At 70.0% G+C, this 15,424-nt stretch carries 12 protein-coding genes; all 12 read right to left on the bottom strand.

What is annotated here, in order from left to right; genetic code table 11:
• Complete coding sequence (murC, locus tag ABEU20_RS02825) at positions 1 to 1,497, bottom strand: UDP-N-acetylmuramate--L-alanine ligase (protein WP_420162844.1); 1,497 nt, start codon at positions 1,495 to 1,497, stop codon at positions 1 to 3.
• Positions 1,494 to 2,558 carry a UDP-N-acetylglucosamine--N-acetylmuramyl-(pentapeptide) pyrophosphoryl-undecaprenol N-acetylglucosamine transferase gene (locus tag ABEU20_RS02820; RefSeq protein WP_420163136.1) on the bottom strand — a complete coding sequence of 355 codons (1,065 nt, stop codon included), beginning with the start codon at positions 2,556 to 2,558 and terminating at the stop codon, positions 1,494 to 1,496. Before ABEU20_RS02820 ends, murC begins: the two co-directional genes overlap by 4 nt.
• 81 nt (positions 2,559 to 2,639) lie before the next feature.
• Positions 2,640 to 4,130, bottom strand: coding sequence for a putative lipid II flippase FtsW (ftsW, locus tag ABEU20_RS02815; protein ID WP_420162843.1), 1,491 nt, complete (start codon positions 4,128 to 4,130; stop codon positions 2,640 to 2,642).
• On the bottom strand, positions 4,127 to 5,629 hold the full coding sequence (gene murD / locus ABEU20_RS02810) for a UDP-N-acetylmuramoyl-L-alanine--D-glutamate ligase (RefSeq protein ID WP_420162842.1): 1,503 nt from the start codon (positions 5,627 to 5,629) through the stop codon (positions 4,127 to 4,129). Before murD ends, ftsW begins: the two co-directional genes overlap by 4 nt.
• Before the next feature lie 3 nt (positions 5,630 to 5,632).
• Positions 5,633 to 6,727, bottom strand: a complete 1,095-nt coding sequence (gene mraY, locus ABEU20_RS02805; protein WP_420162841.1) for a phospho-N-acetylmuramoyl-pentapeptide-transferase — start codon at positions 6,725 to 6,727, stop codon at positions 5,633 to 5,635.
• A complete protein-coding gene (locus ABEU20_RS02800; RefSeq protein WP_420162840.1) occupies positions 6,724 to 8,244 on the bottom strand; it encodes a UDP-N-acetylmuramoyl-tripeptide--D-alanyl-D-alanine ligase in 1,521 nt (506 codons plus the stop codon). The genes mraY and ABEU20_RS02800 overlap by 4 nt, the downstream gene beginning before the upstream one ends.
• Positions 8,241 to 9,884 carry a UDP-N-acetylmuramoyl-L-alanyl-D-glutamate--2,6-diaminopimelate ligase gene (locus ABEU20_RS02795; protein ID WP_420162839.1) on the bottom strand — a complete coding sequence of 548 codons (1,644 nt, stop codon included), beginning with the start codon at positions 9,882 to 9,884 and terminating at the stop codon, positions 8,241 to 8,243. Before ABEU20_RS02795 ends, ABEU20_RS02800 begins: the two co-directional genes overlap by 4 nt.
• Before the next feature lie 179 nt (positions 9,885 to 10,063).
• A complete protein-coding gene (locus ABEU20_RS02790; protein WP_420162838.1) occupies positions 10,064 to 11,956 on the bottom strand; it encodes a peptidoglycan D,D-transpeptidase FtsI family protein in 1,893 nt (630 codons plus the stop codon).
• Positions 11,953 to 12,660 (bottom strand): hypothetical protein, encoded by a 708-nt coding sequence (locus tag ABEU20_RS02785; protein ID WP_420162837.1) that lies wholly within the window; start codon positions 12,658 to 12,660, stop codon positions 11,953 to 11,955. The genes ABEU20_RS02790 and ABEU20_RS02785 overlap by 4 nt, the downstream gene beginning before the upstream one ends.
• Positions 12,661 to 12,663: 3 nt before the next feature.
• Positions 12,664 to 13,674 carry a 16S rRNA (cytosine(1402)-N(4))-methyltransferase RsmH gene (gene rsmH / locus ABEU20_RS02780; RefSeq protein ID WP_420162836.1) on the bottom strand — a complete coding sequence of 337 codons (1,011 nt, stop codon included), beginning with the start codon at positions 13,672 to 13,674 and terminating at the stop codon, positions 12,664 to 12,666.
• Between the two features lie 188 nt (positions 13,675 to 13,862).
• Complete coding sequence (gene mraZ, locus ABEU20_RS02775) at positions 13,863 to 14,294, bottom strand: division/cell wall cluster transcriptional repressor MraZ (RefSeq protein WP_005512527.1); 432 nt, start codon at positions 14,292 to 14,294, stop codon at positions 13,863 to 13,865.
• 490 nt (positions 14,295 to 14,784) lie between these two features.
• Complete coding sequence (locus tag ABEU20_RS02770; RefSeq protein ID WP_420162835.1) at positions 14,785 to 15,222, bottom strand: DUF3040 domain-containing protein; 438 nt, start codon at positions 15,220 to 15,222, stop codon at positions 14,785 to 14,787.
• Positions 15,223 to 15,424 lie beyond the last annotated feature (202 nt).

Genomic DNA, 15,424 nt, shown 5'->3' with positions numbered 1-15,424 from the left:
TCACGACCGCTCCGAGCCGGATCCCGCTGCCGCCGAACGATTGCCGTTGGGCCGCGCGCGCAGCGCATCGAGGATCTGACCGCCGAGCATGGTCACGTCGCCCGCGCCCATCGTGATCACGACGTCACCCGGTTCGGCCAGGCCCGCGACCTGGCGCGGCACCTGCGATCGATCCGGCTGATAGTGAACGGGTTTCGTCACCGACTGCGCGACCAGCGCACCGCTCACCCCCGGCAGCGGCTCCTCCCGGGCACCGTAGACGTCGAGGATCACGACCTCGTCGGCGAGATCGAGCGCCTCGCCGAACTCCTGCGCGAACGTGACCGTCCGCGAGTAGAGATGAGGCTGGAAGACCACGACGACCCGGCCGGGCTGCCGCTCGTCCGCCACGAGATCGCGTGCCGCGCCGAGCACGGCACGTACTTCCGTCGGGTGGTGGGCGTAGTCGTCGAACACCCGAACGCCCCGCTCACGACCGGTGAACTGGAATCGCCGATGCACGCCGCCGAACCCGGCGAGTCCCTCGAGCAGTTCGTCGACCGACGCCCCCGCGCCGCGGCCGGCGAGCAGCGCGGCAAGCGCGTTGAGCGCCATGTGCTTTCCGGGAATCCCCAGGCGCAGGGTGCGCTCGGCGTTCTCGCCGGCGAAGCGGATCCGTGCCACTCCCCCCGTGTCCCGGGCCTCCCACGCCACCAGCTCGACTCCGACGGGCACGGGACCGGCCGCAGCCACGCCCGCCGCGGAGCCGTAGCCGACGACGCGAATGTCGCCGCGACCCGACTCGAGCGTGCGGCGCGCGAGCGCCGCCGATCCCGGGTCGTCGAGACACGCCACCAGCAGACCGTCCGGCGCTATCCGGGCGACGAAGTCGTCGAAGACCTGGACGTAGGCGTCGCTCGTGCCGAAGAAGTCGAGGTGGTCCGCCTCGACGTTGGTGACGATGACCACGTCGGGGTCGTACTGAAGGAGGGAGCCGTCGCTCTCGTCGGCCTCGGCGACGAAGACGTCCCCCGTGCCGTGGTGCGCGTTGGTGCCCGCCTCGTTCAACTCGCCGCCGACCGCGAACGACGGATCGAAACCGCAGTGCTGCAACGCGACCACGAGCATCGAGGTGGTCGACGTCTTCCCGTGGGTCCCGGACACCAGGAGTGTGCGATGGCCCCGCATCAGCGATGCCAGGACCGCCGGCCGGAGGATCACCGGGATCCCGCGTGCGGCCGCTTCCACCAGCTCGGGGTTGTCCTTGGGGATCGCGGCGTGCGTCGTCACGACCGCGGTCGGGCCGCCCGGCAACAGATCGAGCGCGCTCGCGTCGTGCCCGATGCGCACCACGGCGCCCCGCGCCCGCAGCGACAGCACACCCCGGCTCTCCTTCGCGTCGGAGCCGGACACCTGGCCACCGCGAGCGAGGAGAATGCGCGCGATACCGGACATGCCGGCACCGCCGATCCCGACCATGTGCACCCGCTCGAGACCCACGGGTAGCTGCTCGCTCATCGGTTTCCCCTTGCTACGTCGACAACGATCTGCGCGACCGCAGCGGCTGCGCTGCGGTGACCGGCGCCGGCCGCGCAGCGACCCATCTCGTCGAGCCGCGCTCGGTCACCGAGCAGCGGTACGACGGTGTCCGCTACGAACTGCGGCGTCAGTTCCGCGTCTGCCACGATCATCCCACCGCCGGCCGCGACGACGGGACGGGCGTTGAGTTCCTGTTCGCCGTTTCCGTGCGGCAACGGCACGTAGACGGCGGGCAGGCCCACCGCGGACACCTCGGCGACCGTCATCGCACCGGAGCGACAGATCACGGCGTCCGCCGCCGAATAGGCGAGATCCATCTGCTTGAGATAGGGCACCGCCACGTACGGTGCCTCCGGACGGGACTCCACGTCCACCGAGTTCTTGGGCCCGTAGGCGTGCAGCACCGACACACCGGCGGCCGCCAGTTGCGGTGCAGCACCGACGACGGCCTCGTTGAGCGACCGCGCGCCCTGCGAGCCGCCGAACACCAGCAGCACCGGCCCGTCGGCGGGCAGACCGAAGTGCTCCCGCGCCTGCGCCCGCAACGCCGCCCGGTCCAGACCCGTGATCGACGAACGCACCGGGATACCCACGACCTCGGCCTCCGCGGAGCCCCTGGCGGCGACCCCCGAGCCGGGAACGGCCGCGAGCACACGTCGAGCCCGGCGGGCGCCGATCTTGTTGGCGATCCCGGCACTCGCGTTGGCCTCGTGAACGACGATCGGGATCTTCCGGCGCCGACGCGACAACCCGGCTCCGGCCGCGAGGTAGGCGGGCAGCGCCACGTATCCGCCGAAACCGACGATCACGTCTGCGTCGGTTCGATCGAGGACCTCGCGCGTCGCGGCGATGGAGCGCCGCAGTCTCCCGGGCAGACGCAACAAGTCCATCGTGGGCTTGCGCGGCAGCGGGACCGGCGGGATCAGCTCCAGCGGGTAGCCGCGCTCCGGAACGAGTGTCGTCTCGAGCCCGCGCTGGGTGCCCAGCGCGGTCACCACAGCGGACGGGTCGAGCGCGCGGATCGCGTCCGCCACGGCCATCGCCGGCTCGATGTGTCCGGCGGTCCCGCCACCGGCGACCACCACCGAAAGGGCAGAGTTCCTGCCGTTCTCGCCGCTCACCTACGTATTCCTCGCTCTCCTGGGCGCGGGTCGCGTGAACGAGTCGCCGCGCCCCCGCTCCGTCATGGGGCTTCGCCCCTCGTTGTCGTCCGCACGGCGGCCTCTGCCCGGCGGCACACGGCGCGCGGTGTCGTGTCCGCGGCCCTGTGCGCTGTGCGGATTGCCGGCGCCCACGCGCTCCGCACGAGCGGGCGCCCGTTCGCCGCGGGCCGGCTGGATCTTTCGGTTCTCCTGCCCGCGGACCACCGCCGCGCCCCGCTTCCGGGGCGGGATGTACGCCGCCGGTCTCGGCAGCTTGAGCAGCCTGGCGACGCGGCCGTCCTGGCCGCTGTGCAGCGCCGAGACCGCCTCCGGTTCGTGCCGGGCCGCGTTCGCGACGAGGCCGAACATCAACAGCGTCGTCGCGGTCGACGTGCCGCCCGCCGACACGAGCGGCAACTGCAGGCCGGTCACGGGAAGGACGCCGACGACGTAGCCGATGTTGATGAACGCCTGACCGGTGATCCACGCGGTGGCGGTCGCGGTCAGCAGTTGCAGGAACGGGTCGGCCGATCGACGGGCGATCCGCAGGCCGGTGTACACGAACAGTGCGAACAGTCCGATGACGGCGCCCGCGCCGATGAACCCGAGTTCCTCGCCGATGATCGCGAAGATGAAGTCGTTGTGCGCATTGGGGAGATAGCTCCATTTGGCGCGGCTCTGCCCCAGTCCCTCACCGAACAGGCTGCCGTCCGCGAGCGCGTACTTGGCCTGCCTCGCCTGATAGCCCGCGCCCTGGGCGTCGTCGCCCGGATTCAGGAAGGACTGGACGCGCGCGGACCGGTATCCCGCAGTCAGCGCCAGCGTCATCGCGGCCGCCGTACCGGCCACCAGCAGTGAGAGGAAGATCTTGAGCGGCAGTCCCGCGAACCACAGGAGTGCCAGCAGGATGATCGCGAGCGAGATGGTGGTGCCGAGGTCCGGCTGCAGGACGATCAGGAAGAAGACCACCAGCGCCGCCGGGACCAGCGGAATCAGCATCTCCCTGAGCGGCGGGTTCTCCCGGCGCCGCGTCGCGAGGAGGTGTGCGCCCCACACCGCGAACGCGATCTTCGCGAGCTCCGACGGCTGCAGCGAGATCGGACCGATCACGAACCATCCGCGTGTGCCCTGGGACTCCGTACCGATACCGGGGATCAGCACCAGGACGAGCATCACGATGGTCATACCGAATGCCGGTAGCGCCCACTTGCGGAGCAACCGGACCGGAATGATCAGGGCGCAATAGAAGATCACCAGACCGACGCTCGCGAAGATCAACTGCGAGACGAACTTGCCGTACGCCGACCCGTCACGGGCCACCGACTCGACACTCGACGACGACAGGACCATCACCAGACCCAGGACGGTCAGCAACATCGCGATCGTGACGACGAGATGGAACGACGTCAGCGGACGCGCGAGCCACGCACCGATCCTGGTGCGCGGCGCGCGTTCGCCGGACGTGGTCATCCCTCGATCCCCCGCCCGGTGTCGGCAATGGTCAGTGCCGCGGCGGCGGCGGCGAAGCTGCGGCCGCGGTGACCGTACGAGTCGAACATGTCGAGGGACGCGGCCGCGGGGGCGAGCAGGACGACATCGCCCGGCGCGGCCAGTGCCGCAGCGGACCGCACCGCCTCCGCCATCACGGTGTCCGCGTCGACGGCGGGAAGATCGAGGTGGAGCGCCGGTGCGGCGCCGTCCTTGTCGTGGCCCACGGTTCCATCGTCACCCGCGCGGATGTGAACGACCGGAACCTCGGGCGCGTGTCGTGCGAGCGCGTCGGCGATCAGTCCGGCGTCGCGCCCGATCAGCACCGCGCCGACGATCCGGTCTCCGACCTCCGCGACGAGGTCGTCGACACGGGCACCCTTGAGCAGACCGCCCGCAATCCACACGACCGAGTCGTGCGCGACGATCGACGACCGGGCCGCGTGCGGGTTGGTCGCCTTCGAATCGTCGACGAACGTGACCTCGGCCAACGTACGGACGACCTCGGCGCGGTGCGGACCCACGCGATGGGCTCGCAATCCGGCGGCGACAGCGTCGGCGGTGACACCGATCGCGCGCGCGAGCGCGGCAGCCGCCAGCGCGTCGGACACTCCCGCCGGACCCGGCGGGCTGATCTCGTTCGCCGGAACCAGCGTCGCCTCGTCCGCGAACGCGCGGTCGACCAGCATGCCGTCGACGACACCGAGTTCGTCGTGGCCCGGAGCTTCCAGGCGGAACCCGACGGTGCGGCCCGCACGCGGACGGTCGGCCAGTGAGGCGGCCACCGCGTCGTCGAGCCCGACCACCGCCACGCCACCGGTCAACGCCTGGGCCTTCGCGTCGACGTAGCCGGGCATCCCACCGTGCCAATCCAGGTGGTCCTCGGCGATGTTCAGCACGACACCGGCTGCGGGCCGCACCGACGGCGCCCAGTGCAACTGGAACGACGACAGCTCGACCGCCAGCACCTCGGCCCGCGGTTGCGCGCGCAGCGCGTCGAGCACGGGCAGACCGATGTTGCCGCACGCCGCCGACGCGAGTCCGGCGGCCTCGAGGATCGAGTGCAGCATCGACGTCGTGGTCGTCTTGCCGTTGGTGCCGGTCACCACGAGCCACTGCCGCGGCGGGCCGTAGATCCCGGCCTGGTCGACGTGCCACGTGAACTCGATGTCTCCCCACACCGGCACCCCCGCGGCTCCGGCGGCGGCGAGCACGGGAGCGTCGGGACGGAAGCCCGGACTGGTGATCACGAGTGCGAACTCGGCCAGCTGCCGGGGATCGGCCACCAGATCGTCGACCGGGACCGTCGACGCTCCCGCCTCCGCGCAACGTGCGAGCGCGTCGGCGGCGGTGTCGGTGACCGTGACGTGTGCTCCGAGATCGTGCAGCGGCGCGATGACGGCACGACCGGAGACGCCGGCACCGGTCACCAGGACCCGGGCGCCGCGCAGGCCGCCCAGGTCGGCGGGATCGATCGGCATCGGTCAGTCCCCGATCGCCGCGAGATACTCGCTGTAGAACAGCGCCAGCCCGATCGCGGACGCGATCGCTGCCAGCAACCAGAATCTGATGATCACCTGGGTTTCGGCCCAGCCGCCGAGCTCGAAGTGATGATGGAACGGTGCCATCCGGAAGACGCGCCGGCGACTCGACCGGAACACCGCCACCTGGATGACCACCGACGCCGCCTCCGCGACGAACAGCGCGCCGATGACGACCATCAGCAGCTCCGTGCGGGTCGTGATGGACAGACCCGCGAGCATGCCGCCGAGCGCGAGCGAACCGGTGTCACCCATGAAGATCTTCGCCGGAGCCGCGTTCCACCACAGGAAACCGATGCACGCCGCCGCGCCCGCGGCGCACAGCAGCGCGAGGTCGAGCGGATCGCGAACGTCGTAGCAACCCTTGGCCGGTCCGAGGCTGCCCGGGCCGGTGCTGCACGCGTTGCGGTACTGCCAGAACGTGATGATGACGTAGGCACCGAGGACGAGACTCATCGAGCCGGCCGCGAGACCGTCGAGGCCGTCGGTGAGGTTCACCGCGTTCGACCAGGCACTGACCAGCAGGTAGACGAACAGGATGAAGACGATCGAGCCCATGCTCACGGTCGCGATGTCGCGCACGTACGACAGGTGCACGCTGCCCGGGGTCAGGCCGTTGCCGCCGCGGAACTGCAGTGCCAGGATCGCGAACACGACGGCCGCGACGAGCTGACCGACCAGCTTCGCGGTCTTGTTGAGGCCGAGGTTGCGCTGCTTGCGGATCTTGATGAAGTCGTCGAGGAAGCCGACGCCACCGAGCGCGGTCGTCAGACCGAGGACCAGCAGACCCGACGCCGTCGGGCCCTCCGCGTCGTAGCCGATCCCGATGAGGTGCGAACCCCAGTAGCCCGCCCAGATTCCGGCGAGAATCGCGACGCCGCCCATAGTGGGGGTACCGCGCTTGGACTGGTGGCTCGCCGGACCCTCGACCCGGATCTCCTGACCGAAGCCCTGCCGGGAGAAGACCTTGATCAGAACCGGCGTCAGCAGGATCGAGACCGCGAGCGCGATGCCCGCGGCGAAGAGAATCTGCCTCACTGCGGCGCCCCCTCACCGGTCGCCGAACCCGCTACCGGGGCGGCCAGCACGGCGTCCGCGACCTCCCACAGGCCCACCGACTGGGACGCCTTCACCAGCACCAGATCACCGGCCCTCAGTTCCTGCTCGAGCAGTGCGATCGCACTCGCACCGTCGGGCACGTGGATCGCCTCGTCACCCCACGAACCTTCCATTACCGCTCCCTGGTACATCGCGCGGACGGGACGGCCCGGTCCGACGAGGATCAGCTTGGTCACGTCCAGTCGCACCGCGAACCGTCCGATCGCATCGTGCTCGACCACTGATTCTGGCCCCAGCTCCGCCATTTCACCGAGGACCGCCCACGTCCGGCGCGCCGGACCGCGTCCGGACCTGGCCATGGACACCAGCGCCTTGATCGCGGCGCGCATCGAGTCCGGGTTGGCGTTGTACGAGTCGTTGACGACGGTCACCCCGTCGGCGCGGTCCCGGACCTCCATGCGGCGGGCCGACACGGGTGCCGCGCCGCCGAGCGCGGCAGCGATCTGGTCGAGCGTGGCGCCGCACTCGAGCGCGACCGCCGCGGCTGCCAGTGCGTTCCCGACGTGGTGTTCGCCGTGCACCGCGAGGGTCACCGGGACCGATCCCGCCGAGCACGTCAGCGTGAAGCTCGCGCGGGCCTGGTCGTCGAGGCGCACATCGGTGGCGCGGACGTCGGCGTTGCCCGACAGCCCGACCAGCACGACGCGCGCCCTGGTGCGATCTGCCATCGCGGCGACCAGTGGGTCGTCTGCGTTGAGTACCGCGACTCCCCCGTGGGCGGCGGACGGCAGCGACGCGGGCAGCTCGCCCTTGGTCTCGGCGATCGCCTCACGCGAGCCGAACTCGCCGAGGTGGGCGGTACCGACGTTGAGGACCACGCCGATACGCGGCGGCGCGATCTCGGCCAGCGCCGCGATGTGGCCGCGACCCCGCGCGGACAGCTCGAGCACCAGGAAGCGGGTCTCGGCGTCGGCGCGCAGCGCTGTCCACGGATGTCCCAGTTCGTTGTTGAACGATCCCGGCGGGGCGACGACGGACCCGAGCGGCGACAGCACGGCCGCGAGCAGGTCCTTCGTCGACGTCTTGCCCGACGATCCCGTGACACCCACGACGGTCAGACCCGACTCGGCTGTCAGCCGGTCGACGCTCGCGCGAGCAAGCTTGGCGAGCGCCGCCAGTACCGCGGCGCCGGAGCCGTCGCGGTCGTGTTCGAGGGCCAGCGCACCGCTGCCCGACGGACCGAGCGGCTCGACGACGATCGCGGGGACCCCGACGGGGCGGGCCGCGAGCACCGCGACCGCACCGGCGGCGACCGCACCGGCCGCGTGGTCGTGCCCGTCCACCCGTGCCCCCGGCAACGCCAGGAACAGGCCACCCGGGGTGACCTTGCGGGAATCGAACTCCACCGTTCCCGAGACCGTGGCCGACGGATCGTCGACGTCGTGGAGCGTCCCGCCGACCGCCTGGGCGATCTGGGCGAGCGTCATCGGGATCATGCGTTTCCTCCGTGTGCGCGATCCTCCGGGACGATCCGTGCGATCGCCTCTGCCAGGACCTCGCGGTCGTCGAATGGGTGTTTCACCCCGTGGACCTCCTGGCCCGACTCGTGGCCCTTGCCGGCCACGAGCACCACATCGCCGGCGCGAGCCCAACGGACCGCCGCGGCGATGGCCTCACCTCGGTCACCGACCTCGCGGATCTCGCCGCGTTCGCCGTCCGGCACCGCTTCCGCTCCCGCGAGCACCTGCGCGCGGATGGCCGCCGGATCCTCGGTACGTGGATTGTCGTCCGTGACGACCAGCAGGTCCGCACCCCGCGCACCGGCCTCCCCCATCAGGGGACGCTTGCCGCGATCGCGGTCACCACCGGCACCGACGACGACGGCGATCCGCCCCTTCGTCTGGCCGCGCAGCGTCGCGATGACGGCTTCCAGCGCCGCCGGCTTGTGGGCGTAGTCGACGACCGCCAGGAAGTCCTGGCCGCGCTCGACCCGCTCCACCCGGCCCGGGACGTCGACCGCGGCGATGCCGGCCAGCGCGGCGCCCACATCGGCGCCCGCCGCACAGCAGATCGCCGCGGCCAGTGCCGCGTTGGCGACGTTGTAGTGGCCGGGCAGCCGGAGCGTCGCGGTGCGCGGCGTGCCGTCGGGACCGGTGAGGGTGAACATCTGAGTTCCGCTGTCGGACGCCGACGTCGCGGCGGCGGTCCAGTCGGCCGCCGTCCGCGTCGACACGGTCTCGACCGCGTCCGGATCACCGGGGTGCGCCTGCCGGGCGATGTCCGCCATCCGGATGCCCCACCGGTCGTCGGTGCAGATCACCGCTCGCCGCGCGCACACCGCTGAGTCGTCGGCGAACAGCCGGCTCTTGGCGTTGAAGTAGTCGTCGAAATCCTTGTGGAAGTCCAGGTGGTCCTGCGACAGGTTGGTGAACGCACCGATCGCGAATCGGACGCCGTCGACCCGGCCCAGAGCCAGCGCGTGGCTCGATACCTCCATCACGACGGTGTCGATGCCGCGTTCCCGCATCGCCGCGAACAGCGCATGCAGCTGCGGAGCCTCCGGGGTCGTGAGCGCGCTCGGCACCCGATGTCCGTCGACGCGGGTCTCGATCGTGCCGACCAACCCGATCGTGTGTCCGGCCGCGGCCAGACCCGACTCGACCAGATAGGACGTGGTGGTCTTGCCGGACGTGCCGGTGATCCCGATGACCTGCATGTGCTCGGACGGATGCCCGTAGATGGTCGCCGAGACCTCACCGAGGACCCGACGCGGTTCCGGGTGCACCAGCACGGGCAGCGACACATCGACGGACTCGAGTCGCCCGGCGATCATCGCCACACCGGCGTCGTCGGTGAGCACACCGGCCGCTCCGGCGTCCACGGCCGCGCGCGCGAACTCCGCACCGTGTGCGCGGGCTCCCGGCAGCGCCGCGAACAGATCACCCCGGCGCACGCCCTGCGCCCGCAGCTCGACTCCCGTCACCCCGCCGACGTCGGCACGGGCCGGACCGAGCCACTCGACTCGGGCACCGATCTGCACTGCGAGGTCGGCCAGGGCAGTGAACGGTGGATTCTCCGGTCGGAGACCACCCACTGCCGCCGCGTCCGGCGTTGACGGCTGCGGACTCGGATGCACAGGCAGTAGGTCCTCTCGGGTCGCTTCGGATCGGGTGTCCGGTGGGTTTCGATCTCGGATCGTCGCACGGGTCACCGCGTGGTGATCGACATGTCAGATTACCGGCGGCGGCTCCCAGTGCACGATTCAGCGTGCCCGGCCCATGCCGGTCCGTGGGAATAGTCACCCCGACGGTCTCGTCAGTCCGCCTGCAGCACCAACCGCCGACCCGGATCCGGGGACATCGGAACGCTGTCGCGCTGCAGCAGCCACGACGCGATGTTGTGGAACAGCGGCGCTGCCGACTGCCCGCCACCGCCGTCGACCCCGCGCGACGGGGCGTCCAGCATGATGCCGATCACATACCGCGGATCGTCGGCCGGAGCGATGCCGGCGAACGTGATCCAGTAGTCCGAGTTCGAGTAGCACCAGCACGCCGGATCGACCTGCTGGGCCGTGCCGGTCTTACCGGTGATCTGGTAGCCCTCCACCGCGGCCTGCGGACCGGTGCCCTGTTGGTAGCCCATCGGGTCCTTCTGGGTCACCGAGCGGAACATGTCGCGGACCGTGCGAGCCGTCTCGTCGCTGATCGCGCGGACCGGCTCCGGACGTTCGGTCTCCGTGCGGGTGCCGTCCGCGTCGACCACGGCCTTGACGATCCGCGGCGAGATCCGCTCGCCGTCGTTCGCGATCGCCTGGTACATGCCGGTCATCTGCAGCAGCGTCATCGAAAGACCCTGTCCGATCGGCAGGTTCGCGAACGTACCGCCGGACCAGTCTTCGAGCGCGGGGACGCTACCGGCGCTCTCGCCGGGCAGCCCGACGTCGGTGGCCTGCCCCAGCCCGAAGCGGTGGAGCATGTCGGCGAAACGCTCCTCGCCGACCCGCTCGGCCAGCATCAGCGTGCCGACGTTGGAGGACTTCCCGAACACCCCGGTGCTGGTGAAGGGCACCACTCCGTGCGCCCACGCGTCCTTGACCGACACCCCTGCCATCTGGATCGTGCCCGGCACCTGCAGGACCTCTTCCGGCGTCGTCAGCCCGTACTCGATCGCGGCCGCCGCGGTGACGATCTTGTTCACCGAGCCCGGCTCGAACGGGGAGCTCACCGGAAGGTTGCCCATCTGCGCCGTGCGCGGGTTGTTGCCCACCCCGATCGCCGGATTGAAGGTGCCGTCGTTCGACATCGCGAGCACTTCGCCCGTCTTCGAGTCGAGCACGACGACCGACGCGTTCTTGGCGCCCGAGAGGTCCTTCGCCTGTTGCGTCTGCTGCTGCACGTAGTACTGCAGGTCGGAGTCGAGCGTGAGTTCGACCGTGGAACCGTCGACGGCCTCCTTCAGGTCGCGTCGACTACCGGGGATCACCGCCCCGTCGGACCCGCGGTCGTGGGTCTCCGAGCCGTCCTTACCTGCCAGCGTCGAGTCGAGCGACGCCTCGAGGCCGAGCAGGCCGTGGCCGTCCCATCCGGTCGCGCCGACCACGTTCGCGGCCAGTGAACCACCCGGGTACTCGCGGATGTCCTGGCGTTCGAGACCGACTTCCGGGAACTCGTCACCGATGTCGGCGGCGACCGCGGGATCGACGGCGCGGGCGAGGTAGGCGAACGTCTCGTCGCTGCGCAGCTTCTCGAGCAGGTCGCTCTCGGAAACGGTGTCCCCGAGCCGCTTGTGAATCCCCTCCGCGATCTCCTGTAGACGCTCGTCGGGTTCGGGCTTGTCGGGGTTCTTCGCGTGTTCGTCCGCGAGCCTCTTGCGCTCGGCGATCGGCTGGAACGTCAGGGCCTTCGCGTCGAGCGTGTAGGCCAGCTTGTTGCCGTTGCGGTCGACGACGGCACCGCGCACCGCGGGCAGCGTCACCGTGGTGGTTCGCTGGTTGGCAGCCTCCGCCGACAACCGCGGCGCGGAGATCCCCTGGACCCAGAGCAACTGGACGGCGACGATCGCGAGAGCGCCGAGCATGACGAGACGTCCACCGCGGAGACGGAACTCGAAGGAATCACCGCGCTTCGAGGCCGACTTGCGCCCCCGCTTCGGACGTCGAGGCGGGGGTGCCGGCCGGCGACGCCGCGGAGTGGGAGCGGAGCCACTCACCGGCGTGCGTCCACCGGAGGTTGCGTGATGACCGTCACAGGCGTCAATTGTTCACCCTGCGCCTGGATGCGCCCCTCATTGGCGGGCGGCGGCGTGGCGGCGGTGGTGGTGGGCGCCGTGGTGGGGGGTGTGGTGGGGCGCGCCGTCGTCGGCGGGGTGGGGCGCGTCTGCTGCTGAGCGCGCTCGGGCACGACCGTCGGGGCGGGAGCGCGGTCCAGCGGGGCGACCGGCTTGCCCTCCGCCGGCTTCGGCGTGCCGACAACCTGGACGGAACCGTCCGACGACAGCAGGAGCCGAGCCGGATCCTTCGCCGGAATCAGGCCCTGTTCGGCCGCCTTCTGTGCGAGGACCGGCGCCGAATTGCCGGCCTCCACCTCACGCTTGAGCTCCACTGCCTGCTCGCGGAGGCTCTGATTGTGTGCGCGGGCCCCGGCCAGCTCGTACGAGTCCTCGGCCGACCGCGTCGTGAGCAGGAGCGTGACCGCCAGCCCGAGGCACAGCAGCCCGATGATCCCGGCCACGAACGGAATCCGGGCCACGACGTCCTTCGGCACCGTCGCAACGGACGTGAACCTTGTGTCCGACGCCGACGGATGTCCGGCGACCGTGGCACGCTGCTTGCGACGCTCGTACGCGCGCTGCGCAGCATCCGACCGGCGAAGACTCGCGGACCCGACACCGACGGGAGTCATCTGCACAGTCATGCGCTACGCCTTCCTCACGATTCGTTCCGCTGCCCGCAGACGGACCGGCGCCGCCCGCGGGTTGTCTTCGATCTCGGCCTCGGAGGCTCGCTCCGCGCCCCGGGTGAGGATCTTGAATTCCGGACCCATGCCCGGCAGCTCCACCGGAAGCCCCTCGGGGGTCTTCGATTTCGCGCGCGGGGTCAGTTCCTGCTTGACGACACGGTCCTCGAGCGACTGGTACGACATGAACACCACCCGCCCACCGACCGCGAGCGCGTCGAGCGCCGCGGGTACGGCGTCGCGCAGCGAATCGAGTTCGCCGTTGACCTCCACCCGCAACGCCTGGAACGTCCGCTTGGCGGGGTGTCCCCCGGTGCGGCGCGTCGCGGCCGGGATGGAGTCGTAGATGACCTCGACCAGCGCAGCGCTGGTGGTGAACGGCTGCTTCTGGCGGCGACGCACGATCTCGGACGCGATCCGGCCCGCGAACCGCTCCTCGCCGTACGTGCTGAGGATCCGCGCCAGCTCACCGTGGCTGTAGGTGTTGAGGACCTCGGCGGCGGTAATTCCGGTCGTCGGGTTCATCCGCATGTCCAGCGGGGCGTCGACCGAGTACGCGAAGCCCCGGTCGGCCTCGTCGAGCTGCATCGACGACACACCGAGATCGAACAGAATCGCGTGAACCGACCCGACGGACTCGAGGCCTGCCTGGTCGAGGGCATCCTCGATGCCGTCGTAGCGGGTGTGCACGAACGTGGTCCGGTCTGCGTAGGGCGCCAGCCGGCCGGAAGCGATGCGCAGGGCCTCGGGGTCGCGATCGAGGCCGATGAGATGCAACCCGGGATAGGTCCGCAGGAAGTACTCGGAGTGCCCGCCGAGGCCGAGGGTCGCGTCGATCATCACCGCGCCGTCACCGCGCGGGTTGTCGGCGGTGATCGCCGGACCCAGCAGATCGTCGGCGCGATTCAGCAGCACGGGGACATGACCGAACTCGCCGGGGACCGACTGCTTGCCGTCCTCGCCGTCGACCATGGTTCCTCCGACTCTTCCGCTGGGTGGTGCTGTGCAGGGGTAGCGAATGCATCGAGGTCCCTGTCCGATCGGGGACCTGGCGCTGGGGAAGTGCGTCAGGGTCCCGGCGGCAAACCTGGCGCTGGGGAAGTGCGTCAGGGTCACCTTCGGGCAGAGGCCTCGCGGCACTCGCCTGGGGCGTCTCCGGGCTAGAAGATCCCTTCGAGCGCCTCGTCTCTGGCTTGCGAGTAGCTCTCTTCGTGCTCCGCGAGGTAGGACTCCCAGGCTCGGGCGTCCCAGATCTCGAGGAATTCGATCTGACCGATCACCACACAGTCCTTCGACAGCCCCGCATAGCGGCGGTGGTCGGCAGACAGCGTGATCCGGCCCTGACCATCGGGATGCTGCTCGTCCGTTCCCGATGCAAGTCCACGCACGAAGGCGCGGGCCTGCGGATTGGTTCGGGAAGCGGCAGCAGCGCGACGCGCGACGGCAGTGAACTCCTCGCGGGGGTACACAGCAAGGCTGTGGTCCTGGCCTTTCGTGACCATCAAACCTCCAGCCAACGCGTCCCGAAACTTTGCGGGCAACGTCAGCCGCCCCTTGTCGTCGAGCTTCGGCGTGTAGGTACCGAGAAACATCTCGTCACCTCCTGCCGGAGCCCCTGTGGCGAACCTGTAGGGCATCACCGGTTGGTGCGTCCCAGCGTTCTTGCGGGTCGCTCCCACGATCCGCTGCGCACCACAGTACCCCACTTTCCCCCACCGCGACTCCAAACGAGGCCCCGATTTGACAAGTCGGAAGCGATAACCGCAGTTCACGTGCATGGGCGAAAGTGGGTGGCTCATCGAACGTGACTGCAAACACCCGCGGCGACGAGTGGGACCACTCGTCCCAGCCCTCGACCATCGGCCGAAAGTGGCAGGTCGCGAGCCTGCGGTGACCCCGCAACCAGACCGTCCGGCCCGCCGTGCACCGAGTGGGGAGCCGTGGGGAACACGAGTGGGGCGTGGTGGGGAACGTGGGTGGGGCGTGGTGGGGCTTCAGGTTCGAGCGGTAAGCGAACACACGAAAACGGCGGCGGCGCGACCGATTGGTCGCGCCGCCGCCGTCAGGAGAGAGCTGTCGGCCCTATTCCTGGTCGAACCTCTTACGGAAGCGGTCTTCCATCCGCGACGAGAATCCGCCCGATTTCTTTCCACCGTGCGACTTGCGCGGTTGCGGTCCGCGCGAATCCTTCGCACCGTGACCCGAGGCGTCCCCATCGGGAACCGCCGCCAGGTGACCCTTGCCTCCGCCGACGAGGAAGAGAACCCCGGCACCGAACATCACGACGAACCCGACCACACTGACGATCGGGAAATCGCCCAACCTCAACACATCGACGGCCACACCCACAATGAGTAGAACGAGACCCAGAACGAACAGGGCCGCCGCCTGCAATCGGCGCTTGCTGGAGGCGACGCGAATACGTCCGCCCCTCACTGTGGACGCGAACTTGGGATCCTCGGCGTAGAGAGCGCTCTCGATTTGATCGAGCATGCGCTGCTCGTGCTCGGAGAGTGGCACGGTACCTCCCCCGGCACTAAGAGTTGGCACCTCAACCGCGGTGCGGAGAGGCGGGTAACGGACTGGCGGTTACCTGGATTCAATAATACGAGTAGAACCTGCCCCCCACCACCTACTCCATCGACGAGTTCTCATCGAATGGGTGACTATCTGGGGCGGCTCGACCGATAGCGACCCCGAGGTGTCCGGAATCACCCGGTCG

Origin of the sequence: Rhodococcus parequi, from assembly GCF_046042785.1 — a bacterium.
GTDB classification, from domain to species: domain Bacteria; phylum Actinomycetota; class Actinomycetes; order Mycobacteriales; family Mycobacteriaceae; genus Prescottella; species Prescottella parequi.
Note: the sequence above shows the minus strand (reverse complement) of the source record. Positions and strands in the feature narration are given on the sequence as shown.

Bases quoted from the DNA above. Each gene is read 5' to 3' on its own strand.
- murC (WP_420162844.1), bottom strand. From the start codon at position 1,497: ATGAGCGAGCAGCTACCCGTGGGTCTCGAGCGGGTGCACATGGTCGGG.
- ABEU20_RS02820 (WP_420163136.1), bottom strand. From the start codon at position 2,558: ATGGCCGTGGCGGACGCGATCCGCGCGCTCGACCCGTCCGCTGTGGTG.
- ftsW (WP_420162843.1), bottom strand. From the start codon at position 4,130: ATGACCACGTCCGGCGAACGCGCGCCGCGCACCAGGATCGGTGCGTGG.
- murD (WP_420162842.1), bottom strand. From the start codon at position 5,629: ATGCCGATCGATCCCGCCGACCTGGGCGGCCTGCGCGGCGCCCGGGTC.
- ABEU20_RS02800 (WP_420162840.1), bottom strand. From the start codon at position 8,244: ATGATCCCGATGACGCTCGCCCAGATCGCCCAGGCGGTCGGCGGGACG.
- ABEU20_RS02785 (WP_420162837.1), bottom strand. From the start codon at position 12,660: ATGACTGTGCAGATGACTCCCGTCGGTGTCGGGTCCGCGAGTCTTCGC.
- rsmH (WP_420162836.1), bottom strand. From the start codon at position 13,674: ATGGTCGACGGCGAGGACGGCAAGCAGTCGGTCCCCGGCGAGTTCGGT.
- mraZ (WP_005512527.1), bottom strand. From the start codon at position 14,294: ATGTTTCTCGGTACCTACACGCCGAAGCTCGACGACAAGGGGCGGCTG.